This is a genomic window from Snodgrassella sp. W8124 (genome assembly GCF_016100875.1).
Lineage (GTDB): Bacteria > Pseudomonadota > Gammaproteobacteria > Burkholderiales > Neisseriaceae > Snodgrassella > Snodgrassella alvi.
On sequence record NZ_JACFRP010000001.1, the window covers coordinates 654,523 to 678,064 of the forward strand.

Annotated in this window: 18 protein-coding genes; 9 read left to right on the forward strand and 9 right to left on the reverse strand. The window is 43.2% G+C overall.

Going from position 1 to position 23,542, the window contains the following annotated elements; translation table 11 throughout:
- Window positions 1–173: 173 nt before the first annotated feature.
- A complete protein-coding gene (gene rph, locus H3U73_RS02855; protein WP_198190009.1) occupies window positions 174–911 on the reverse strand; it encodes a ribonuclease PH in 738 nt (245 codons plus the stop codon).
- 163 nt (window positions 912–1,074) lie between these two features.
- Here rph and H3U73_RS02860 point away from each other — a divergent pair, with 163 nt between their 5' ends.
- Window positions 1,075–1,947, forward strand: coding sequence for a YicC/YloC family endoribonuclease (locus H3U73_RS02860; RefSeq protein ID WP_037392972.1), 873 nt, complete (start codon window positions 1,075–1,077; stop codon window positions 1,945–1,947).
- Between the two features lie 104 nt (window positions 1,948–2,051).
- Here H3U73_RS02860 and dapC read toward each other — a convergent pair whose 3' ends face one another.
- Complete coding sequence (gene dapC / locus H3U73_RS02865; protein WP_198190010.1) at window positions 2,052–3,239, reverse strand: succinyldiaminopimelate transaminase; 1,188 nt, start codon at window positions 3,237–3,239, stop codon at window positions 2,052–2,054.
- A 153-nt stretch (window positions 3,240–3,392) separates the two neighbouring features.
- Window positions 3,393–4,562 (reverse strand): nitronate monooxygenase family protein, encoded by a 1,170-nt coding sequence (locus tag H3U73_RS02870; RefSeq protein ID WP_198190011.1) that lies wholly within the window; start codon window positions 4,560–4,562, stop codon window positions 3,393–3,395.
- A gap of 340 nt (window positions 4,563–4,902) precedes the next feature.
- Between H3U73_RS02870 and H3U73_RS02875 the strand changes: the two genes are divergently transcribed.
- Window positions 4,903–5,430 (forward strand): C40 family peptidase, encoded by a 528-nt coding sequence (locus H3U73_RS02875; protein ID WP_198190012.1) that lies wholly within the window; start codon window positions 4,903–4,905, stop codon window positions 5,428–5,430.
- Window positions 5,431–5,485: 55 nt separating this feature from the next.
- Window positions 5,486–6,691: an acetate kinase gene (locus H3U73_RS02880; RefSeq protein ID WP_078474396.1), complete on the forward strand. Its 1,206-nt coding sequence runs from the start codon at window positions 5,486–5,488 to the stop codon at window positions 6,689–6,691.
- A gap of 227 nt (window positions 6,692–6,918) precedes the next feature.
- Here the strand turns inward: H3U73_RS02880 and H3U73_RS02885 are convergent, their stop codons facing one another.
- Both H3U73_RS02885 and hemG read right to left on the reverse strand, forming a co-directional pair.
- Window positions 6,919–9,687 (reverse strand): calcium-binding protein, encoded by a 2,769-nt coding sequence (locus H3U73_RS02885; RefSeq protein WP_198190013.1) that lies wholly within the window; start codon window positions 9,685–9,687, stop codon window positions 6,919–6,921.
- Between the two features lie 760 nt (window positions 9,688–10,447).
- The gene (gene hemG / locus H3U73_RS02890; RefSeq protein WP_198190014.1) at window positions 10,448–10,972 is read right to left on the reverse strand and encodes a menaquinone-dependent protoporphyrinogen IX dehydrogenase; all 525 of its coding nucleotides are present in this window, start codon (window positions 10,970–10,972) and stop codon (window positions 10,448–10,450) included.
- A gap of 157 nt (window positions 10,973–11,129) precedes the next feature.
- On the opposite strand from hemG, the gene H3U73_RS02895 reads away from it, so the two are divergent.
- Window positions 11,130–12,848, forward strand: a complete 1,719-nt coding sequence (locus H3U73_RS02895) for a proline--tRNA ligase (RefSeq protein WP_198190015.1) — start codon at window positions 11,130–11,132, stop codon at window positions 12,846–12,848.
- A gap of 149 nt (window positions 12,849–12,997) precedes the next feature.
- Here the strand turns inward: H3U73_RS02895 and nadE are convergent, their stop codons facing one another.
- Window positions 12,998–13,789: an NAD(+) synthase gene (nadE, locus tag H3U73_RS02900; protein WP_025330923.1), complete on the reverse strand. Its 792-nt coding sequence runs from the start codon at window positions 13,787–13,789 to the stop codon at window positions 12,998–13,000.
- Between the two features lie 153 nt (window positions 13,790–13,942).
- Between nadE and H3U73_RS02905 the strand changes: the two genes are divergently transcribed.
- From H3U73_RS02905 to H3U73_RS02920, 4 genes are all read left to right on the forward strand, one after another.
- Window positions 13,943–14,329, forward strand: coding sequence for a gamma-butyrobetaine hydroxylase-like domain-containing protein (locus tag H3U73_RS02905; RefSeq protein WP_370570140.1), 387 nt, complete (start codon window positions 13,943–13,945; stop codon window positions 14,327–14,329).
- 69 nt (window positions 14,330–14,398) lie between these two features.
- Complete coding sequence (gene ubiE / locus H3U73_RS02910; RefSeq protein ID WP_198190016.1) at window positions 14,399–15,136, forward strand: bifunctional demethylmenaquinone methyltransferase/2-methoxy-6-polyprenyl-1,4-benzoquinol methylase UbiE; 738 nt, start codon at window positions 14,399–14,401, stop codon at window positions 15,134–15,136.
- A gap of 72 nt (window positions 15,137–15,208) precedes the next feature.
- Window positions 15,209–16,651, forward strand: coding sequence for an aminoacyl-histidine dipeptidase (locus tag H3U73_RS02915; RefSeq protein WP_198190017.1), 1,443 nt, complete (start codon window positions 15,209–15,211; stop codon window positions 16,649–16,651).
- Between the two features lie 216 nt (window positions 16,652–16,867).
- A complete protein-coding gene (locus H3U73_RS02920; protein WP_198190018.1) occupies window positions 16,868–18,055 on the forward strand; it encodes an LD-carboxypeptidase in 1,188 nt (395 codons plus the stop codon).
- Between the two features lie 41 nt (window positions 18,056–18,096).
- Here the strand turns inward: H3U73_RS02920 and H3U73_RS02925 are convergent, their stop codons facing one another.
- On the reverse strand, window positions 18,097–18,546 hold the full coding sequence (locus H3U73_RS02925; protein ID WP_084586324.1) for an Rrf2 family transcriptional regulator: 450 nt from the start codon (window positions 18,544–18,546) through the stop codon (window positions 18,097–18,099).
- 87 nt (window positions 18,547–18,633) lie between these two features.
- A complete protein-coding gene (hmpA, locus tag H3U73_RS02930; protein ID WP_198190019.1) occupies window positions 18,634–19,851 on the reverse strand; it encodes an NO-inducible flavohemoprotein in 1,218 nt (405 codons plus the stop codon).
- A 307-nt stretch (window positions 19,852–20,158) separates the two neighbouring features.
- Here hmpA and lgt point away from each other — a divergent pair, with 307 nt between their 5' ends.
- Window positions 20,159–21,010, forward strand: a complete 852-nt coding sequence (gene lgt / locus H3U73_RS02935; RefSeq protein ID WP_198190020.1) for a prolipoprotein diacylglyceryl transferase — start codon at window positions 20,159–20,161, stop codon at window positions 21,008–21,010.
- Window positions 21,011–21,096: 86 nt separating this feature from the next.
- On the opposite strand, the gene H3U73_RS02940 is transcribed toward lgt, so the two are convergent.
- Entirely contained in the window at window positions 21,097–23,457 is a 2,361-nt protein-coding gene (locus H3U73_RS02940; protein WP_198190021.1) for a DNA translocase FtsK, read from the reverse strand.
- Between the last annotated feature and the right edge of the window lie 85 nt (window positions 23,458–23,542).

Sequence of the window (23,542 nt, forward strand, 5' to 3'; positions counted from 1 at the left end):
GTCAAAAAAGGACAGGTTGTGTTAACCCTGCCTGCTTAAATATCCTGTCGGATATTCTTTTTAGCATTTTTATCATGCAAAAACAAGCTGCTGAGTTAGTATTTTGTCAGGTTCAGGCAGCTTGTTTTAAATAGTGTTTAAATTCGGAAAATAGGTGATTGTATTTTTGTGAATTAATTTTCAGCCAGTGCTTGTTGCTGAGCAGCAAGAATTTGTTTAATTCCTTTTTGTGCCAGGGTGATTAAATCATTTAACTGACCGATACTGAAAGTAGCTCCTTCGGCTGTACCCTGAATTTCAACCAGCTGCTGTGAGGCGGTCATCACTACATTAATATCCGCATCACAGGATGAATCTTCCGGATAATCCAAATCGAGCAGGAGATTACCGTCAATCATACCGACAGAGATAGCAGCTACAGCTTCACGAATCGGATTTTCTCTGATCAGGCCTGTTTCCAGTAATTTTCTGACTGCCAGAGCAAGAGCAACATAAGCGCCGCTGATGCTGGCGGTGCGTGTGCCTCCGTCGGCCTGTATAACATCACAGTCAATCAGTATCTGGCGGCTGCCCAGTTTTTCTAAATCTACGACTGCCCGTAAGGAACGTCCAATCAGGCGCTGAATTTCCTGAGTTCTCCCCGATTGCTTTCCTGCTACTGCTTCGCGGCGCATACGGCCATTGGCAGAGGCGGGCAGCATGCCATATTCTGCTGTTACCCAGCCACGGCCCTGATCTTTTAAAAAGCTGGGTACATTTTCATCAATAGTTGCTGTGCAAATTACTTTAGTATTACCGCAGCAAATCAGTACAGAACCGTCTGCCTGTGCGAGGAAATCAGGCACGATACTAAGATGACGTGGCTCATCGTCAGCACGTCCGGAACGATTGGATATAGGTGTGTTTTTCATACTTAGAGACTTTGTCGGGAGATGAATGCAGAATTATATAACCAGTGTGTTGCGATTCATATCAATTAAACCTTTTAAGGATTAAGCCGTTTTCGTTATACTTGATTTAATTGCCAGTTTGAATATAACCCGGCAGGAATAAACGGTTTAAGGAAAAATATATATGTTATACAGTATGACTGGCTATGCAAATGCTTCAGAACAATGTGGAAATCGCCAAATCAATGTTGAGCTCAGAGCAGTTAATCATCGTTATCTGGATATCCAGTTTAAAATTGCAGAAGAATTACGTCCGTTTGAAGGCAAGATGCGTGAATTAATCAGTTCTCAGGTGGCACGGGGTAAACTGGAATGCCGTATTCAGATTCAGACTCTGCCCAGCGAAAGTACTGATGATTTACCGGTTAATCACAAACTGGTAGAACAACTGGCATCATTTAATCAGCAGTTGCGTCGCAAGTATAAAGATCTAGGTAAATTAACTGTTGCAGATATTTTGCATTTCCACGGTGTCATTGTGGCGCCAACGGAGGACGAGGAAATATTACATAACGGTGTACTGACTTTACTGGGACAAGTACTCACCGAATTTAAAGCAGCGCGTGCTCGTGAAGGTGAAAAACTGCAGCAGCATTTGCTGGATCGTCTGAATGATATGACAGATATTGTGGCAGCTATGCAGCAGTTGTTCCCGCAATTATTGCAGGACTATATGAATAAGGCTGAAGCCCGTTTGCGCGAGGCAGTGGCTCAGGTAGATGCAGAGCGCCTGAAACAGGAATTCGCATTGTTTATGCAAAAAGCCGATGTAGATGAAGAACTGAATCGTTTAAATACGCACATTGCCGAAGCACGACGTCTGATAGAAGAACATCGGGGCAGCGTGGGTAAACGTCTGGATTTTCTGATGCAGGAACTAAATCGCGAAGCCAATACACTTGGCAGTAAAGCAATCGCCATTGAATGTACGCAGGCATCAGTAGGGCTTAAAGTACTGATTGAACAAATGCGCGAGCAGGTACAGAACGTAGAATAAACAATAGCTGTTTATGCCATACTATTAAAAACCAGAATTGCTTTTAAAATTGAAACTGGCAATTCTGGTTTTATTTTAATTCCAGTATCTGTTTGAAACCAATTCTAAAAAGCCAGTTTGACCATACGATTGGCAGCTTCAACACATTCTTCGACACTGGATACCAGTGCGATCCGCACAAAGCCTGCTCCGGAGTTACCGTATGGTGTATTACGGGCAAGATAACGTCCCGGTAATACACGAATCGCTGCTTTTTGCCATAATTTCTGTGTAAAGGCCAAATCATCACAATCGGGAACATTCAGCCACAGATAGAATGAAGCATCAGGTTTATGCAGGGCAAATTTTTGCTGTAATATCGGAATCACTTTATCAAATTTTTCCCGATACAGATTACGATTGGCAATGACGTGTTCTTCATCATTCCATGCTGCAATACTGGCGTATTGTGTGGGCAGACTCATGGCACTGCCATGATAGGTGCGGTAGAGCAGAAAATCAGCCAGAAGTTTACTGTCACCTGCTACAAAACCGGAACGCAGACCGGGTGCATTAGAACGTTTTGACAGGCTGGTAAACATAATCAGACGGTCGAATGTCCGGCCTAACTGACTAGCCGCCTGTATTGCACCCAGAGGCTTGTTATCATCATCAAAGTAAATTTCTGAATAGCATTCATCTGACGCAATCACAAATCCGTATTTGTCCTGTAAGGCAAATAGTTTTTTCCATTCATCCAGATTCATTACCGCGCCACTGGGGTTGCCCGGAGAACAAACGAAAACCAATTGTACCTTTGGCCATGTATTCTGATCGATTTCCTGCCATTGCGGCATAAAATGCGGAGCGCGGCAATTGACATATTCTACCCGCGCGCCAGCCAGCAAGGCTGAACCTTCATATATCTGATAAAAGGGGTTCGGGCTGACAACTACAGGCTGATATTCAGTACTGCTGTCAATGATGGTTTGAGTAAATGCAAATAATGCTTCCCGGCTGCCCAACACGGGTAATACTTCAGTATCAGGATTAATTTTTACCCCTGAGTAGCGGCGCATAAGCCATTGAGCACAAGCCTGACGAAGCTCAGGAATGCCGGCAGTAGCCGGATAGGCTGCAAGTCCATCCAGATGCTGAATCAGTGCATCAGTTAAAACCGACGGGGTAGGGTGTTTGGGTTCACCAATATGTAATGATATAGGCTGGAGATCAGCCGGTGGTTCCAGACCATCCATTAATTTACGTAATCTGGCAAAAGGATAGGGCTGTAACAATTCCAGTTTCGGATTCATAATCGTAAATACAAATTATTGTAAATGCTTTGATACTACCACCATTCAAATTACTGCGGCAGTAAGTATTCATTTTTAGCTCCAGAAAATACCGGTTACAGACAAATAAAAAACCACATGCATGCATGTGGCTTATGAAATTATTCAGCATTTTCAGGCAGATTTCTGGACAGCCTGAATTTCGCCGGTCAGTAAATATTCAATGGTTTCTTTAACAGTGCGCATCGCTGAACCGAATGGCAGCGGATCTTTACCACGGAAAAATAAACCTTTGTCAGTTTCTCCGCGCCAGGCTGCAGCAAGTTTCAGATCAATACAGAATTGTCCGACTTTTTCCAGACCATCACGTAAGCCGCAAACGGACAAACAGTTAATCCCCTGCGTACAGCGCCGCGGGTCTGCTTTGGCATTAGCCTGTAATACGCTTTCACGTTTCAGATAGCTATCCAGAAATTTAGTTTTAACGCCACGTGCCGGCAAGCCGGCTACCGACATGAATTCTACAATTTGTTCGCCTTCGGCACCGGCGAGAGTTTTTTTGAAATTGATATGTGCATCACCTTCCTGAGTCACAGCAAATGCTGTACCGATTTGTACAGCAGCTGCACCCCATTCTTGTAAGGCTACAGTGATTTTCTGAAAATTAGCCATTCCGCCAGCAATGATCAAAGGAATTTTTTCCCGTTCCAGATCAAGTTTTTTAAATAATTCGAATGTTTCAGTCAGTACCCGTTTAAATTCAAAACGTTCATCATTAACACTGGCAACAGTAGCTGCACCAAGATGCCCGGCAGCATGGGCGGGATGTTCGATTACAATTGCATCAGGCAGACGGTTCTTTTTCATCCAGCGTTTAAGCACAATGCCAATACCGCGTGATTCAGATAAAATAGGCAATAAAGCTACATCAGGAAAATTTTCAGTCATATCCGGTAAGTCCAGCGGCAGACCGGCTCCCATTACAATTGCGTGTGCACCGGATTCACAAGCCTGCTGTACCATCGCATGATGGTCTTTAACCGCTTTCATCACATTAACGGCGATCATTCCGCGCCCCTCAGACTGGGCAAGTGCGGATTTAATTTCACGATCAAGTGCAATCCTGTTTAAGGTATCGTATTTTTCTTGTGTAGGATTTTCTTTGGACTGCTCAAGTAAATCGGGATGCAAATGACGTAAATCCACGCTTGCAATCGTTCCTACCCCATTTTCCCGCGCTACTGCACTGGCCAGACTTGAGGCGGAAACACCTACGCCCATACCGCCCTGAACAATCGGAATGAGATGATGATTGCGAATAACTAGTGGTGCAAATTCCTGCATATTGCTTCCTGTATTTTGTTTAGTAAGCGATGCTTTAAAGTATTGCTTCGAATAAAAGCCTGTAATTACAGTAAAAAACGTTGGAAAGCATTTTAATTCAGCTGGCTTTTATCAATTAGTGCTTCTACTCTATTCTTGCGCAAGGACACTGTCAAGAGATTAAAACTTCTCAGAGCGATATGGCTTTCTCAAAATGGTAAAATTTGTATGATTTGTACGACAAGGTTAGTTAATGTAATGATTGTCATTTAAGCCTTAATGCTTAGAGCAATTATTACCAACTCATGTTATATTCACTGAGTAAGCATGATTCAGGTAATCACAACAGGGCAAATAACTAATGGTTACATGTAATGCACAGCGGCGTGCTGTTTTAGGTGCGCTTGTTTTATTTCTTTCTGCTTGCAGAAGCACTAGTCGAAAAATAGTTCAGTCTGGTACTCAACCCCGTCTGGCTCCTATTCGAATTACTAAAGTCAGTCATCAGGCAGGGAGTCAGGAATTGCTGTTGCATAGCATGAGTCTGATAGGTACACCCTACCGTTATGGCGGCAGTAGCCGGGGTAGCGGATTTGATTGCAGTGGTATGGTGCAATATGTTTACCAGCAGGCATTGCAGGTAAATCTGCCTCGTACCGCACGTGATATAGCAGCTGTTTCCGCCCCGATCCGCACAAAAGATTTACAGGTTGGGGATTTGGTGTTTTTCAACACTTCGGGACAGGCTTATTCACATATGGGGCTGTATATTGGCAACGGTGAATTTATTCATGCGCCTTCCAGTAGCGGTGTTATTCGCACTGCCAGACTGGACCAGCCCTATTTTAGCCAGCGTTTTACAGGTGCACGCACGCTGTTTGCCCGCTGAATAAAATTAATTATTCATTTTGAATTTAATAATCACGATATAACAGGACAACAACATGAGTGAGCAGGATTTAGTATTGGTACTTAACTGTGGCAGTTCTTCAGTAAAAGCCGCAGTAATGGATTTAGCCGAAAAAGAAGTTTTAATGAGCTGTCTGGCTGAAAAAGTAGGTAATACTGATGCTTTCATCACCTTTAAAATCAATGGTGAAAAACATAAACACGCCTTAACCGGCAATCATGATCACGTTGCAGCTGTAATGGCTTTGCTGGAACAGTTAAAAGATCTGGGCTTATATGACCGTGTTAAAGCTATCGGCCATCGTGTCGTACATGGCGGCGAACGATTTACCCAGTCTACAGTGATTACCCCTGAAGTAATGCGTGATATTGAAGCCTGTATTGTACTGGCTCCGTTGCATAATCCTGCTCATATTCTGGGCATTCAGGCAGCACAGCAGGCGTTTCCTGAGCTGCCGCAGGTAGCAGTATTTGATACAGCATTCCATCAGACTATGCCACCGCATGCTTATCATTATGCTATTCCGTCAACACTGTATACCCGTTACGGTGTACGCCGTTATGGTGCGCATGGTACCAGCTACCGTTATGTTGCTCAGGAAACCGCAGCATTTTTGCGCCGTGATATTAATGAAATGAGCATGGTGATTGCTCATCTGGGTAATGGTGCCTCTATTACCGCTGTTAAAAACGGTCGTTCACAGGATACCAGCATGGGGCTGACTCCGCTGGAAGGTCTGGTAATGGGTACCCGTTGCGGCGATATCGATCCGAGTATTTTCTCTTTCCTGGCCGCGAATGCCAAAATGAGCATTGATGAAATTACCGAAATGCTGAACAAAGAAAGCGGTATGCTGGGTTTATCCAATCTTTCCAACGATTGCCGTATGCTGGAAGAAGCTGCTGCCAACGGACACAAAGGTGCCGAGCTGGCTCTGGATGTATTTGCCTACCGTCTGGCTAAATATGTGGGCGGTATGATGGTTGCCTGCGGCAATCTGGATGCATTGGTATTTACCGGTGGTATTGGTGAAAACTCAACTACAATGCGCGAAAAAGTAGTTAATTATCTGAATGTATTTGGCATGATTCTGGATCATGATGCCAATATGGAAGCCTGCTTCGGTACACCGGGAGTAATTAGCACAAAAGACAGTAAAGCAGCAGTTTTGGTTATTCCGACTAATGAAGAGCTGATGATTGCTCAGGATACTGCCCGTTTAACAGGGATGCATGTGTAAAGAAATGAATTCGAAACAGTGAAATAACTGTGAGATATTCTTAAGACTTTTAAAACAGGCTTTGTATGATTACAAAGCCTGTTTTTGTATAACATTTTATTTATTTAAATAAATACTTCAATATTTCATAAAAAATATAAAATCAGATATCAACTAATAATGAAAAAGGAATCCGTAAGATGGATTCCTTGAGAAGCAGATATTATAAATAAATAACTATTTATAAATTAATTTCCCCAATATGAAGAAATAATTGCCTGCTGATTAAATTGCATTTTTTGATTATCTGTCGTGGCAATATCATGAGTACTCGCAGTAAAACTCGACATGGCATTTACTAACTGTTCAACTTGTGAAGCATAAATTTCCTTACCATCAGCAGTGGTTATACTATACTGACGGTTATATTCAGAAACAAACCAGCTTTTTACAGTAACCTGATCAGAAGTACCGATATGACTGATAATTAAATCATTTCCGTTTTGACTAAACCATAATTCTCTGCTGCTATAGTCTTTGAAGGCAAGAATATCGCCTTGTTGTCGGTTTATTGCTATATCTTCAACAACATCTCTGCCATGATTAGCGTTGAAAACATATAAATCTTTTTCAAAGTTACCGCCGAAAAGATAATCATCGCCGGCACCGCCATTCAGTATATCGTAACCTTCTTCTCCAAAAAGTGAATCATTACCTTCTTCACCATAAAGGGTATCGTTACCCTGTCCTCCATAAATGTAATCGTTGCCCTTACCGCCATAAAAAATATCATTTCCTTTTTTACCATTGATAATATCATTACTGTCCCAGCCGGTAAGTACATCATCATTATCAGTACCCTCTAGTACAAATGTCATTTTTGCAATATCAATTGTAGTTATTGTTTTATCTTCAAAGATAAAATTAAATGCACGTGTATTTGCATAACCGGAGATGAAGAAATCAGTAAGAGTAACTGAATCATTATTGCCATAAGCCTGTATGACTAAATTGTTTCCTGAACGGCTGAATCTGGCATCAGCAGCAAAAGCTTTTTCAAATTTAACATCATTATAGTTATTGCAATCGGAAGATAAGCTTTTATCATTGATAATGTCATTACCGTGACCTGTCTGAAAGATATAGAGGTCTTTTCCTTCACCGCCAGCCATAACATCATTACCAGTACCACCAATCATAACATCGTAGCCGTCTCCTCCCAGCAGGATATCGTTACCATTGCCGCCAATAAAAATATTATCTCCCTGGGTGTCTTCCAGGTAATCGTCACCGTCGCCGCCATTAAGAATATCGTTACCATTGCCGCCGTATAGCTTGTCATTGCCGGCTTCGCCGTTGAGTATATCGTCGCCGTTACCGCCATACAGAATATCATCACCCAGCCCGCCATTAATAATATCGTTACTATCCCAGCCATGTAGTACATCATTACCATCAGTACCATTCAGAACCAATGTCATCTGGGCAATTGCTTCCGCCGGAAGAGTGATATCCGCAAAGATAAAGTTAAAAGCGCGTGTGTCTGTACTATCTGGTTTAAAGAAGTCTGTAAGAGTAACCGAATCCTGATTACCATAAGCTCTGATAATTAAATTATTTCCTGAACGGCTGAAAATGGCATCTTTGATGAACGCATTTTCAAATACAACATCGTTGTACTTTTCATGATTTCTGTCTTCATAACCTTTATCATTAATAATGTCCTGACCGTGTCCTGACTGAAAAATATAACGATCTTTTTCCCAATCACCGCCATTTAGAATATCATTACCTGTACCACCGTCAAGAATGTCATATCCGGTATTGCCAATCAGCGTATCGTTACCATTACCGCCGATAAGAATGTCATTTCCATCTCCGCCATCGATATAATCGTCACCGTTTCCGCCATCTAAATAGTCATTACCATTATCACCGCTAAGAAAGTCATTTCCATCGCCGCCGTTAAGAATATCATTTCCATATCCGCCGTACAGCCTGTCATTACCCAGTCCGCCATTAATGATATCGTTGCTGTCCCATCCCTGCAGTTCATCATCACCGTTAGTACCATTTATGATAAATGTCATTTTTGCAATATCGACTGCAGTTAATGTTTTATCTTCAAAGATAAAATTAAATGAACGTGTATATGAGTTATGAGTGATAAAGAAATCGCTAAGAGTAACTGAATCATTATTGCCATAAGCCTGTATGACTAAATCGTTTCCAGAACGGCTGAATCTGGCATCTGCAGCAAAGGCTTTTTCAAACTTAACATCATTATAACTATTACTATCAGAGGACGAGCTTTTATCGTAGATAATGTCATTACCGTGGCCTGTCTGAAAGATATAAAGGTCTTTACCTTCACCACCAGCCAGAACATCATTACCAGTCCCGCCAATCAGGACATCATAGCCATCATCACTACCAAGCAAAATATCGTTACCGTTGCCGCCTATAAGTACATTATCACCATGTTCGCCAACGATATAGTCGTCGCCATCGCCGCCATTAAGAATATCGTTACCATTGCCGCCATATAGTTTGTCGTTACCGGTACCTCCGTTAAGAGTATCGTCGCCGTTTCCGCCATACAGAATATCATTACCAGCTCCGCCATTAATAATATCGTTACTATCCCACCCATGCAGGACATCATCGCCATTAGTGCCATCCAGTGTGAATGTCATCGCTGCGATATCATTGCGATATAAAACTTTATCGGCAAAGATAAAATTGAAAGCACGGCTATCAGCATTATCAGTGTTAAAATAATCCGGCAGGATAACAGCATCTGTTGCACCATATGCTTTGATTACCAGATCATTACCGGAACGAGTGAAAATAGCATTAGCTGCTTTAGCCTGCTGAAAAATAAGATCATTGTACTGAGATACATCATATTCATTACCTTTATCTTGTATGATGCTCTGTCCATGACCCGGCTGGAAAACATAGCGATCTTTTGTCCAGTCGCTCCCGGTTTGTATTTTTTTAACAGTTTTAATCATTTCTAGCTCCATATAGGTTTTCAAAAATAAATATTAAAATTATTTGTATGTAAATATTTTATAATTTAAATAATATGTTTTTTTTAAATATAAATATTAATAATTTACTAATTTGTTGCGGTAGATAATAAACTATAATATTTATATATTAAAGTTTATTAATTTATAATTATATATTTTGATTTATATTTTGTCTGTATCTGTTTAAAACTGTTGTATTTTTATTTACTTTGATATTGTTTCAGGTTCATATTTAATTGTGTATTGATAACCATAAAAAGATAGGTTGATTTATATATTTATGAATTTTGTTTTTAAATTTTCTACTGTTACTATATCTAAATATAAGGAAATTTACTTTAAAACATTTAGGTAAAATATTTTTAATACATTAAAAATATTTAAATATAAAATCAATATAATGTCAGAACGTATAAATATAATTCAATTGTCTAAATAATACCGATTAAATATTAAGTTCTAAAAAATATTTATTTGAGATTTTTTACATGAAAATAATTTAAAATTAAATTTTATATATAAAAAATGATATTATTAAAAATAGTGAATTAGTAATCAGTATTAAATTTAAATTTCATAATACTGAGATTTTTATAATCCATTATTTATAGTCTTTTAATTAAAAGATTAGATTTAGATAAAGCAAATATAAGTATTTATATAAATACTTATAAGAATATGAGTGTTAAGCTGATCGAAACGGATATCAATTTTTTGTGGATAATGCTATTGTAATGTTTTATAACTTGAGTACTTCTTCACCGAAATTCCGTACCTTTTGCCAGTCGGTATATTCAATATGGGCATCCAGATGGGTTTCACCTTTATTCAGTTTCATAACCAGACGCATCATGTAGCGGTCGAGCAGGTTGTATTTGGCATAGTGCAGCTCTCCGGCAAAAATTCCAATTAACTGAGGGCGCCATGGGCTTTTGGTAAAAAATTTACGTGTGTAGGTATGTGTTTGCGGTGTACTGCGATGAGGTTTGTTTGCCAGTATGCTGACGCTGAAAAAGGCACTTAGGGTGTTGTTGAGGATTTGCTGATGGCGTTCTATCCAGGGTGCCAGCTGAGAAGCGTAGTGTCCGTACCGGATAGAGGCACCAATAATAATTTTATCGTATTCTCCCTTCTGAATAAACGGCTCATCTGCCAGATTAACCATATCAACCGTGATACCGGCAGCAGTCCATTGCGCTTCAAGTGTCTGGGCAATTTTAAGGGTATAGCCAAAACGGCTGCTGTATACAAGCAGATATTTCATGGTGCACGGATTCAGATAAATAAGACTTATCATATCACGTCTGCCGGTTTTTACTCAGGGTAATTATTTAAAGCTGATTTTGTTTATTCAGGTACAAGATATTGGCTTTTTTACTGCGCGGAGGCTGGTACAATGGCGGCTGTTTTTGGAGATATATATGAAAGCCAGTCAGTTTTATATTTCAACATTAAAAGAGGCTCCGGCCGAAGCGGAGTTGGCCAGCCATAAGCTTATGCTGCGTACCGGGATGATCCGGCGTCTGGCCAGCGGATTGTATACATGGATGCCGATGGGGTTACGGGTACTGCGCAAGGTTGAACATATTGTGCGGGAAGAGATGAATCGTGCCGGTTCGATTGAATTGCTGATGCCGGTAGTTCAGCCGGCTGAATTGTGGCAGGAAAGCGGTCGCTGGGCATTTTATGGTAAGGAATTATTGCGTATTACTGATCGTCACGAACGTGAGTTCTGTATGGGGCCGACTTGTGAGGAAGTAATTACGGATATTGTGCGCAGTGAAATTCGCAGCTACAAGCAGCTGCCACTGAATTTTTATCATATTCAGACTAAATTCAGGGATGAGGTACGGCCACGGTTCGGGGTAATGCGTGCCCGTGAGTTTGTTATGAAAGATGCTTATTCATTCCATACTTCATTTGAATCATTGCAACAGACTTATCGGGATATGTTTGATGCCTATTGCCGCGTTTTTGACCGGCTGGGACTGGATTATCGTCCTGTGGCAGCAGATACAGGCAGTATTGGCGGAACGGGTTCGCATGAGTTTCAGGTTCTGGCGGATAGTGGTGAGGATGTTATTGCCTATAGTGATACATCTGACTATGCAGCTAATGTTGAGCTGGCTGCTACTTTACCATTATCAGGAGAACGCCGGAGTGCAGGGCAGGCTTTAAGCAAAGTTCATACGCCGAATGTACGCAGTATTGAAGATTTAGTGGCATTTTTAAACATTCCGGTTGAGCAAACTCTGAAATCGCTGGTTGTTGAGGGTGAAGAAGAGGGAACGGTAGTATTGCTGCTGGTTCGCGGAGATCATCATCTGAATGAAATCAAGGCTGAGAAGCTGGCAGGGGTAAAAGCACCGTTAACTATGGCTTCTGTGGCAGCTATTGAAGCAGCTTTCAATGGCGCACATGGTGGCTCGCTTGGTCCTGTGGGCTTTAAGGGTAAGGTATACGCCGATTTTGCTACTGCAAAATCGGCAGACTGGGTAATTGGTGCTAATGAAGACGATCATCATTACACAGGCTTTAATTTTGGCCGTGATGCAGCAGAACCGGAATTTGCTGATTTACGCGAAGTAATCGCCGGTGATCCTAGTCCGTGCGGAACCGGAAGTCTGAAGCTGGCACGCGGAATTGAGGTTGGCCATGTGTTCCAGTTACGGACTAAGTATTCTGAAGCTATGCAGGCTACTGTTCTGGATCAGAACGGTAAAAATGTTGTGCTGGAAATGGGGTGTTATGGTATCGGGATTACGCGTGTGATTGCTGCGGCAATTGAACAGAATAATGATGAACGCGGTATTATCTGGACAGAAGCTATGGCACCGTTTACGGTGGTGATTGTGCCGATGAATTATAAAAAATCAGCTGATGTAAAAGCTGCTGCAGATAATTTGTATGCGCAATTGCAGCAGGCCGGAATAGATGTGCTGCTGGACGATCGTGATGAACGTTCCGGTGTATTACTGCATGATTCTGAGTTGATTGGTATTCCGCACCGGATTGTGATTGGTGACCGTGGTCTGAAAGCAGGTAAAGTAGAGTATCAGGCACGCAGGGATACTGAAGCTACTGAGCTGGCCGTTGATGCAGTAGTGCCGCATATTTGTGCTTTATTCAGCCATAATTAATATTTTAATGTGTATAAACCGGACATTGTGCGTCTGGTTTTGGCTAATTATTATTAGAAAATAATAATCTGATTTGATAATGTAATTATGGTTGCAGTTTGAAGATTAACGAATAAAAAACCAGATTTTGCAATCTGGTTTTTTTTCTATTATTTAAGTAATTCGTCCGGAATCTTGCATACTGGAATCGGGTTGATTTTATGCTGCATGGCACGATGATAACGTTCATAAATAGCAAATACTTCGCGCTCGCGGCCAGTAAAATCGTCTATTTTATGGGTATCGTAGACACTCATAGCCCATTCGAGCTCAGGATAGGTTGCACCAATCTGTTCTTCATCGGTTTTATCGGCATCCCATAATCCATCCGTAGGCGGGGCATCAATAATATTCTGATCTATGTTCAGTTCTTCAGCCAGTGTATATACCTGACTTTTAAGCAGATCAGCAATCGGGCTGAGATCTACGCCGCCATCGCCGTATTTGGTAAAGAACCCGACGCCGAAATCTTCTACTTTATTACCGGTTCCGACCACAAGCAGGCCGCGTTCCTGAGCGTAGTAATATAGTGCAATCATGCGCAGGCGGCTGCGTGCATTGGCCAGTGCCAGCTGGGTTTGTTCATCTTTATTGTCACCAATGTCTACCGCCATGGTAAATGAGTCAAAGGTGCGGGTAAGGTCTACCCAGTGTTCTTCAATGTTGTTATAACGGCTTTTCAGCTGACGAATATGCTCCTGTGCCCGTGCTATCTGATTAACTTTCTGATGAATAGGCAGTTCCAGTACCAACGTGGGCAAGCCTGTTCTGGCGGCAAGAGTAGAGACTACGGCAGAATCGATACCGCCGGAAACGCCTACAACAAAACCTTTGCATTTTGCCTGAGTGGCATAATCACGTAACCAGTTAACAATATATTCAATGATGGCTGCTGTTTGCATGGTGTATTCTTTCGCTGATTATTGAGCAGGATTAATATACTTCTTTAAGCTTTGCCTTGCAAAGGGTCTGTTGCGACTGTTGCTGCCGGCTTATGTATTTAATCTGATTGGGCAGTAAGTGGTATATTAGGTTAGAATAGGTATAGTTTGTTAATGTCTTGTGACGGAAAAAATAGTTATATGCAGGATATGGTGCCAGCTGAAATCCGCTTAAGTCAGAACCGGCAGAGATTACGGCTGGTTTACGGAGCAAAAACATATGAGCTTGAGGCTGAGTTTCTGCGAGTATTTTCACCCAGTGCTGAAGTGCGCGGTCACGCGGCGGGGCAGGAAGTATTACAGACAGGTAAGTGTGATGTAACGATTACTGCTTTGTCTCAGGTTGGTAATTATGCTTTGCGTATTGCATTTTCAGACGGACATGATACAGGGTTGTACGACTGGGATTATTTGTATGATCTGGCTGTTCGTCAGGCAGAACTCTGGGCTGGTTATGAAAAGCAGTTACTTCTTGCCGGCGCCAGCCGTGACCCCGACTGATTTGCGGTTATTCGGATGCAGGCAGCCGGATAAGTTTATTTGGGCAATATTTAATTCTGAAAGTGTGGTATGAGCGATCACAAAACTCATTTTGGTTATCAAACTGTTGATGAAGATGAAAAAGCGGGTCGTGTTGCCGGTGTATTCCATTCGGTGGCCAAAAACTATGATGTGATGAATGATGTGATGTCCGGCGGTTTACACCGGATCTGGAAGCACTTTACCATTACCACAGCTCCGGTACGTAAAGGCGATAAGGTACTGGATATTGCCGGTGGTTCAGGTGATTTGTCGCGCGGCTGGGCCAGACGGGTAGGACGCAGCGGTGAAGTCTGGCTTACTGATATTAATTCTTCTATGTTGACAGTGGGCCGGGATCGTTTACTTAATGAAGGGCTGATATTGCCGGTGGCGCTGTGTGATGCAGAAAAACTCCCTTTCCCGGATAATTATTTTAATCTGGTGTCGGTATCGTTTGGTTTGCGTAATATGACGCATAAAGAAGTGGCACTGGCTGAAATGTATCGCGTTTTACAACCCGGCGGTACTTTGCTGGTGCTGGAATTTTCGCATGTATTCAAGCCGCTCAAGCCGGTTTATGATTTATATTCATTTAAGATGCTGCCGCTGATGGGTAAGCTGATTGCTAAAGATGCAGACAGCTATCAGTATCTGGCAGAATCAATCCGTATGCATCCTGATCAGGAAACGTTAAGAAAAATGATGCTGGATGTAGGATTTGATAGTGTGAATTATCATAATTTAACCGCTGGCGTGGTGGCTTTGCATAAAGGGGTTAAGTTTTAGTTTGTCAGTTGACACTGTGTTCAGGCTGCCATATGGTGGCCTGATTTGTTTTATATGTGACTGGGTAATGTTATGAGTGAAATTGAACAATTACAGCCGCAGCCGGTATGGCAGTGGTTTGCGCGTTTGTGTGCGGTACCGCGTCCGACATTTCATGAACAGGCTGTGCGGGAAATGCTGGTTAAGGCAGCACAAGAATATAGTCTGAAAACAGATATTGATGCTAAGGGAAATTTGCGTATTTGCAAACCAGCCACTGCGGGTATGGAAAATTGTGTGCCGGTAGCCATTCAGGCGCATATGGATATGGTGGCACAAAAAGGTGCTGATTCGCAGCATGATTTTCAGCGTGATCCGGTGCAGACCCAGATTAAAGAAGGCTGGGTTTGGGCTAATGACACGACCCTCGGTGCTGATAATGGTATCGGTCTGGCTATGGGGCTGGCAGTAATATTCAGTGAAGATATTGCGCATCCTGAATTAACGCTGATTGTTACGGTTGAAGAAGAAATCGGTATGGGCGGAGCAGAAGCGCTAAGTGCGGATTGGTTGCAGATGCCCTATCTGATTAATCTGGATACCGAAGAAGCGGGTGAGATTTTTATTGGTTGTGCAGGTGGTCGTGATGCCAGTATGACCTTACCTCTGAACTGGCAAGCCGGTAAGCTGTCTGCATGTACTGTTCGGGTGTCCGGTTTGCGCGGTGGTCATTCAGGCGTGGATATTGATAAAAATCATGCCAATGCTAATGTATTGCTGGCACGGGTGCTGTCCGGTTTGTATGCACAGAAACCTTTTGCTCTGGGTTCATGGCAGGGTGGCGAGCTGCGCAATGTAATCACGCGTGAGGCTCAGGCTGTGATTGGCCTGGACGCTGATACAGCACGTACAGCTGTTGCACCAATTGCTGCTGTTATTGCTGAAGAATGGGCAGAAGAAACACAGTTGGATATTGAAGTTTTACCGGCAGAGGATCTGACTCAGGCCGCTACTTTGGAAAGCACTCAGAAAGCGCTTGATTTGCTGCTGGCTGTGCCCAATGGTGTAATGCGCATGAGTGAGCAGTTTAAGGGGATTGTGGAAACTTCTTCTAATATGGGGGAAGTGAAAACCGGAACCGATGGTTTACTGATACATTGTCTGATGCGTTCGCTTCTGGAAACACCTAAAGATGAATTCAGTTTGCGTCTGGCTGCATTAGCGCGAATGGCCGGGGCAAATCTGGAGTTAACAGCAGATTATCCGGGCTGGGCACCGAATGCAGACTCTTCTTTACTGAAACTAACCAGCACTATTTTTGCCCGTCACTATGGTAAACAGCCACCGTTGCAGATTATTCATGCCGGACTGGAATGCGGGATTCTCAGTGGTAAAGCACCTCATCTGGATATGGTGTCATTCGGACCGACAATACGTGCAGCACATTCTCCTAAAGAACGGGTAGAAATTAAAGCTGTGGCTGAATGCTGGTCTGTTTTGCTGGATTTACTCAAATCTATACCGCCACGGCAGTAATCTGGTTGCCGGTTGGTACTGAAAAGGCATGGCTGTGACATGCCTTTTTGCTATTTTTTTGCTGCTATTCTTCGTAAACAGGGATATAGTAATCCTTAGCCGGTTTGTACCGGCATAAATAATTTCGGTTTTGATATTGTTAATCAGAATGAATTACTTTTACAATGGCCCATATATTTTTGTCCGGACAATCTGCCGGATCAGGAAGTGAGTTTTATGGATACTCAACAAAATAGCCGTCGTAATTTTCTGCGTGCCGGCGCTGCTTTTGCTGGTGCCGGTCTGTTGCAGGCTTGTCGCAGCAATCCGAAGCCTGACGTCAAAACAGCATCAACACCTAAAGTACCTGTGCAAACCAATAATAATCTTAATACTATGCGTATTTTTGCCTGTTCTGGATTTGGTGAAAGCGTCAGCCGAAGTGAGCTGGCAGCCCAGCGTCTGGCTATAGCCGGTTTTGCCGTGAGTAATCAGCAGGCGTTTATGCGTCGCTATCAGCGTTTTTCTGGCAGTGATGCTGAGCGTGCTGCAGATTTGCAGGATGTTGCTATCGGCCGGGTACCTGTACCGAAGGTGCTGATGGGGCTGCGTGGCGGATACGGGGCGATGCGTATTCTGCCTCTGGTTAACTGGTCTTCTCTGGGTGCAAGAATGCGTGAGCAGGGTACATTACTGTATGGCTACAGTGATGTTACTGCTGTGCAACTGGCATTGCTGGCTCAGGGGAAAATGTGCAGTTTTGCCGGGCCAATGCTGTATAGTGAGTTTGGTAAACCACAGATGAGTTTATTTACCACCCGTTCTTTTATTGAGAACAGCTGTAATCCGAAAATGTCAGTTACAGTTGCCGATATACAGAATTATCAGATACGGGCTGAGGGTATTTTGTGGGGAGGCAATCTGAGTGTGTTGTCTGCGCTCGCCGGCTCTCAATTTATGCCACAGGTGAATGGCGGTATTTTGTTTATTGAAGATGTGGGTGAACAGCCATACCGGATAGAACGCATGCTTCAGACATTGTATCTGAGCGGAGTACTTGCACGACAGCAGGCAATTATTCTGGGTAATTTCCGTATGGGTTCGATTCGTGATGTCTATGACAGTAGTTATACTTTGAATTCTGTGATTCAGACGATGGCAAGGCTGACAAAGGTTCCGGTACTAACTGGATTTCCTTTCGGGCATATTACCGATAAGGTTACCTTTCCTCTGGGCGCTAAAGCAAGTTTGTATTCTACCAGTAATGGTGGTTATCAGATTGATTTCAGTGATTATCCGGTTTTGAATCCTTCTGTACTGGCTTTAAATACGCTGCTTCCGCAACCGCCTGCCGTTGAGGGACTACTTAACGGATCTGCTGCGCCTGCTAATGATTCTTCATCTGAAACCGAAGATACGATGTAATTATTCTGGCAGTAATTTGTCAGCTTGAGTTTTCAGCTGATTTATTCTGGCTGCTCCAGCCATTTGATAATTGCCTGATTGTCAGCCGGAGCCCTGAGCTGACTGAGGGTATAGCGGTTCAGGGAATGATAAAAGGCTTGCTGCGCTTCGCTGAATAGTCGGGGAAGATAGCAAAACTCTGCCATTGAGCATGGGGGTTGCCGGCAGTTGATTAAATGAGGGGTCTCTGATGAGGCCAGCTCCAGTGCCTGAACAATATCACCCAGTTTAAGCTGATAGCTGGAGGCAGCCAGTTTTATACCGCCTTTTCTACCCTTAAAGGAATCAATCCAGCCGCTCTGTGCCATGAAATATACAATTTTTACCAGATGATTTTTAGATACGCTGAGCTGTCTGGCCAGACTTTCTACGGTAGAAAGTCTGTTCTCAGGCAGGTATTGTAAAGCTAATAATACGCGTAGGCCTAAATCGGTAAAACGGTTTAATTGCATGGCAGACTGTCAGACTAATGGAAGGTCAATTTTGCCTGTTTTCAGCTGCCATGAAAAGATTTCGTTTAAATAATTTCAAAATGGTTATTATGCTGCCAGCTGGCTGAATCCGCCTGTACCGAACAATTCCATGAAAATCTGACTTTGTGGTATTTGTAAATCACGCAGAGCCTGATATTGTGCATGCATAAATTCTATCGGGCCGCAAATATAATAGTCTGCATCAGCAGGCAGTAGTGAGCTGTCCAGTTCGGATAAATTCAGACGACCAGTTTTATCTGCTGCTAATTCTTTACCCGGATTTTCACAGGCCAGATAGCTGTGCAGATTAGGCATGCTTTGCTGCAATTCGGTGATATGCTGGTACATCGCCAGTACATTACTGTTGCGGCAGGCATGAATAAAACTGATTTGCTGATGCGGATTTTTTTCTGCGGCAAGGGTATTCAGAATAGCAATCATGGGTGTGATACCAACACCTGCGCTAATCAGAACAGTATTTTTATGCGGATGGTGGAGTATAAAAGTACCTGTCGGGTTGGTTACTTCCAGTTCATCACCGATCTGGTAATGCTCATGCAGAGTTGTAGACACATAACCTTCAGCATGTTGTTTGTCACCAATTTCTTTTTTGACGCTGATGCGGAAATAGTTCGGGTGATTGCTGTCGGAAAGTGAGTACTGACGCGGTTGCCGGATGCCTAGCTGAGGTACCATAACCCGAACGGAAATATACTGACCGGGCTTATACTCCGGCAGCGGACTGTTGTCTGCCGGTTGCAGATAAAAAGAGGTAATCTCGCTGCTTTCAATCTGCTTATCAACTATTTTAAATTTTTTCCAGCCATTCCAGCCGCCTTCAGTTTTATCTTGTTTCTTATATAGATTTGCTTCTGTGGTAATAAGAATGTCGGCCAGTTGCTGATAAGCAGCAGTCCATGCTTCTATCAGTTCGCTTTCCATGGGGACGTTCAATACCTCACTGATGGAGTGCAGCAGATTGGTACCAACAATTGGATACTGATCCGGCTGAATATCCAGACTGACATGCCGGTGAGCGATCTGACTAACTGCATCGCCGAGGTTCTGTAATTTGGTAATGTTTTGAGCATAAGCCAGTACTGCACTGGCCAGTGCATGTGGTTGCGCATCATTGCGCTGGTTGCCAAGGTTAAATATTTCTTTCAGGTCGGGGTTATTAGTGAGCATCCTGTTGTAAAAGTAGCGGGTTAGTTCAACACCGTGTTCCTTTAGAGTTGGAATAGTAGACTGAACCAGTTCGATTTGTCTGGTAGTAAGTTGCATGATTGTTCTCCCGAAAATTTTGTATAATTTAATATGTATATAAAATACATATTTTATATTAGGCTGCTTAATAACAGCTGTCAATAAATACTGAATCAATTAAATGAATAATTTTTCTATTTCAATCTGTTCGGTATTGCTATCAAGGGATGAAATGCGGAAAGTGGCGCATAGATTGGCTAATATGAGTTAAACTGTCTGTTATTTTGGTTGTGGTATTTCTGGTCATTCTGGTTGTTATCCAGAATAGGGTGACAGGCTGTTGTGACTGATGAAATAAGCAGGATATCTGAGGAATGCTAAATTTATGATGATCCATCCGAATTTTGATCCAGTACTGATACATCTGGGTCCTTTGGCCATTCGCTGGTACGCATTAAGTTATATTGTTGGTTTTTGTTTGTTTATCTGGCTGGGACGCAGACGGATTAAAAGCGGGCAGACCATATTTACCAATGAATTGCTGGAAGATTTATTTACCTGGGGTGTATTCGGCGTGATACTGGGCGGGCGTCTGGGATATGTGTTGTTTTATCAGTCTTCGTACTATTTCAGTCATCCGCTGGATATTCTGAAAATCTGGCAGGGTGGTATGTCGTTTCATGGCGGCTTTATCGGAGTGCTGGTCGCTATGTGGCTGTTTGCCTGCAAACACAAGGTTAAATTCTGGGCAGTAGCCGATTTTGTAGCGCCGCTGATACCGCTCGGACTGGCATGCGGTCGTATCGGTAATTTTATTAACGGCGAGCTGTGGGGGCGTGTTACCAGTGCTGATGCTTTCTGGGCGATGGGTTTTCCGCACGCGCATGATGATGATGTGGCGCTGGTGAAGCAGGATCCGCAACAATGGCTGCCGGTATGGGAAAAATTTCAGATGCTGCCGCGCCATCCTTCACAGTTGTATGAATTTATGCTTGAAGGAATTGTGCTGTTTGTGATTATGTGGCTGTTTACTAAAAAACCTCGTCCGCTGGGGCAGGCATCTATGCTGTTTTTACTTGGCTACGGTGTATTCAGGTTTATTGTTGAGTTTGCACGTGAACCTGATGACTATCTGGGTTTGCTGGCGATGCATATGTCTATGGGGCAATGGCTCAGTCTGCCGATGATTGTGATTGGCGCAGTCGGATTCGCTTATACTTGTAAAAAAGCAGCTTAAACTGAATTTATAAAGCTGTTAAAGCCGCAATAAAATATATTTATTGCGGCTTTAATTACTGGCAGACCGAGAAAGGTAATTAATCTTTACAGGCTGTCTTTGTGTGCCAGAATCCGCCGGCTACCACCCAGCTCAGCAGGTGAAACGATACCTGCGGCTTCGAGTGCTTCCATCAGATTTGCTGCACGGTTGTAACCAATGCGCAGATGGCGTTGTAAAGATGAAATAGATGTTTTACGGGTTTCCAGTACAAAGGCTACCGCCTGGTCGAATAATTCGTCACTGTTGGCGTTCGGATTAACCTGATTAACATTGGTCTGAGCAGCCTCTCCTGATAATAAGCCTTCTACGTATTGGGCAGGAGCCTGCTGTTTAATGAAGTTAACGATGGCATGAACTTCATCATCGGAGACAAATGCACCATGCAGACGGGTAGGTTCTGCCTGACCGGGCGGTAAAAACAACATATCACCTTTACCCAGGAGGTTTTCAGCACCCATCTGATCCAGAATGGTACGGCTGTCAATTTTACTGGATACCTGAAATGAAAGCCGGGTGGGAATATTGGCTTTAATCAGTCCGGTAATCACATCAACACTCGGGCGCTGTGTTGCCAGTATCAGGTGGATACCGGCAGCACGGGCTTTTTGTGCCAGCCGGGCAATCTGCTGTTCTACTTTTTTGCCTTCTACCATCATCAGGTCAGCCAGCTCATCAATAACAACAACGATATAAGGCAGTTTATCCAATGGTTCCGGATCGTCCGGATTGGTACTGAATGGGTTAACCAGTGGCGTTGATGCTGCTTTGGCAGCTGCTACTTTGTCATTAAAGCCGGTAATGTTGCGTACTCCGACATGCGCTAACAGCCGGTAACGTTTTTCCATTTCGGTAACACACCAGTTGAGTGCCTGAGCTGCTTCTTTCATATCGGTAACCACCGGAGCAAGCAGATGCGGAATGCCGTCGTATACACTTAATTCCAGCATTTTCGGGTCTACCATGATAAAGCGCACTTCGTCCGGCTGTGCTTTGTATAAAATCGACAGAATCATGCAGTTAACACCGACAGATTTACCAGAGCCGGTAGTACCGGCAACCAGTAAATGCGGCATTTTCGCAAGACTGGCAATCACGGGTGCACCGGCAATATCTTTCCCCATAGCCATGGTTAATTTATCAGTGGCTTCATGAAAGATTTTTGCGCCCAGTATTTCTGACAGCAGAACGTTTTGGCGTTCTTCATTAGGCAGCTCAATGCCCATTGTGGTTTTACCGGCGATGGTTTCTACAACACGTACGCTTTGTACTGAAAGGGAGCGGGCCAGATCTTTATTAAGATTGACTATCTGGCTGCCTTTTACTCCCTGTGCCGGTTCGATTTCATAGCGGGTAATAACTGGGCCGGTAGTGGCACTGGTCACTTCTACTTCAACACCGAATTCTTTCAATCGGGATTCGATGTGTGCAGCCGTTTGCTGCAAAAGCTCGCTGTTAACCACAGCAGGCTGACCGGAGGGTTTGCTGAGTAATTCTGTATCCGGTAAATGAATCAGACCATTATCACTTTTTGCTATAGGTTCAGATACCGGTGCCGGTTCTGTTAAATCCTGTGCGACGGGTACTTCTGTACGTACAGCCACGGTTTTACGGTTGCTGGTGGTAAGCTCGGGCGGTTCGATATTTTTTGCTGTAATATTTTTAGCCTGTCTGACTACACGCCGGACGGTTTTGTTGTTAGGAAATTCGGTAATTAACCGCTGCGGCCGGCGCAGTAATTTGCACCAGAACCATTCAAACTGTGCACCAAGTTTTTCGATTACGGTTAACCACGATACCTGCAATAACATTGACAGCCCGATCAGCATCATAAATATACTGATAATCAGACCGCCGGTCATACCGAAGAACTGATGTAATAGTTTTCCGAAACTCTGCCCGGTTAAGCCTCCTGCACCAATAGGCAGAGCATTCTCAAGCATACTGGTAAATACCAGATTTTCCAGGGCAGGGCTGAAAACCAGAAGTACAGCTAAACCACTCAGAGCCAGCCAGCTGCTGTAGGGTTTACTGTCAACGCTGGTGTTAAGAGAGCGTGCATTGAGCGGACGAATGCTTTTATACAGGGCGATAATGGCAGCAATAATTAACCACCAGACAGATAAACCGAAAATGTAGTAGCCGATATCAGACAGCCATGCTCCGGTAAGACCAGCCAGATTATGAGTTTTATTAATTTGTGCAATACCGCGCGACCATGCCGGATCAGCCATATCAAAGCTGGCTAATGACAGTATGACAAACAGGGTAATCATCAGTGCCAGCAACCAGAAAATATCATTAATGAGGTTCATTAACCATGGCTGTCTGGGTTTGCTGATTTCCTGTGGTTTGAGTTCTTTCGGTAACTGCTTGCTCGGAGCAGTTTTTTTTCGTGTTGTGGCCATAAATGTTGCAGCTTAATTTGGTATTTTTATCAGAAATTAACTGGTTATTATACGTTCTGTCAGGCTCTGTATCTGATATTAGTAA

Coding starts and splice junctions, on each gene's coding strand:
- H3U73_RS02870 (WP_198190011.1), bottom strand. CDS start 4,562: ATGCAGGAATTTGCACCACTAGTTATTCGCAATCATCATCTCATTCCG.
- H3U73_RS02885 (WP_198190013.1), bottom strand. CDS start 9,687: ATGATTAAAACTGTTAAAAAAATACAAACCGGGAGCGACTGGACAAAA.
- rph (WP_198190009.1), bottom strand. CDS start 911: ATGAAAAACACACCTATATCCAATCGTTCCGGACGTGCTGACGATGAG.
- H3U73_RS02940 (WP_198190021.1), bottom strand. CDS start 23,457: ATGGCCACAACACGAAAAAAAACTGCTCCGAGCAAGCAGTTACCGAAA.
- H3U73_RS02860 (WP_037392972.1), top strand. CDS start 1,075: ATGTTATACAGTATGACTGGCTATGCAAATGCTTCAGAACAATGTGGA.
- nadE (WP_025330923.1), bottom strand. CDS start 13,789: ATGCAAACAGCAGCCATCATTGAATATATTGTTAACTGGTTACGTGAT.
- H3U73_RS02905 (WP_370570140.1), top strand. CDS start 13,943: ATGTCTTGTGACGGAAAAAATAGTTATATGCAGGATATGGTGCCAGCT.
- H3U73_RS02895 (WP_198190015.1), top strand. CDS start 11,130: ATGAAAGCCAGTCAGTTTTATATTTCAACATTAAAAGAGGCTCCGGCC.
- lgt (WP_198190020.1), top strand. CDS start 20,159: ATGATGATCCATCCGAATTTTGATCCAGTACTGATACATCTGGGTCCT.
- H3U73_RS02875 (WP_198190012.1), top strand. CDS start 4,903: ATGGTTACATGTAATGCACAGCGGCGTGCTGTTTTAGGTGCGCTTGTT.
- hmpA (WP_198190019.1), bottom strand. CDS start 19,851: ATGCAACTTACTACCAGACAAATCGAACTGGTTCAGTCTACTATTCCA.
- H3U73_RS02880 (WP_078474396.1), top strand. CDS start 5,486: ATGAGTGAGCAGGATTTAGTATTGGTACTTAACTGTGGCAGTTCTTCA.
- hemG (WP_198190014.1), bottom strand. CDS start 10,972: ATGAAATATCTGCTTGTATACAGCAGCCGTTTTGGCTATACCCTTAAA.
- H3U73_RS02920 (WP_198190018.1), top strand. CDS start 16,868: ATGGATACTCAACAAAATAGCCGTCGTAATTTTCTGCGTGCCGGCGCT.
- ubiE (WP_198190016.1), top strand. CDS start 14,399: ATGAGCGATCACAAAACTCATTTTGGTTATCAAACTGTTGATGAAGAT.
- H3U73_RS02915 (WP_198190017.1), top strand. CDS start 15,209: ATGAGTGAAATTGAACAATTACAGCCGCAGCCGGTATGGCAGTGGTTT.
- H3U73_RS02925 (WP_084586324.1), bottom strand. CDS start 18,546: ATGCAATTAAACCGTTTTACCGATTTAGGCCTACGCGTATTATTAGCT.
- dapC (WP_198190010.1), bottom strand. CDS start 3,239: ATGAATCCGAAACTGGAATTGTTACAGCCCTATCCTTTTGCCAGATTA.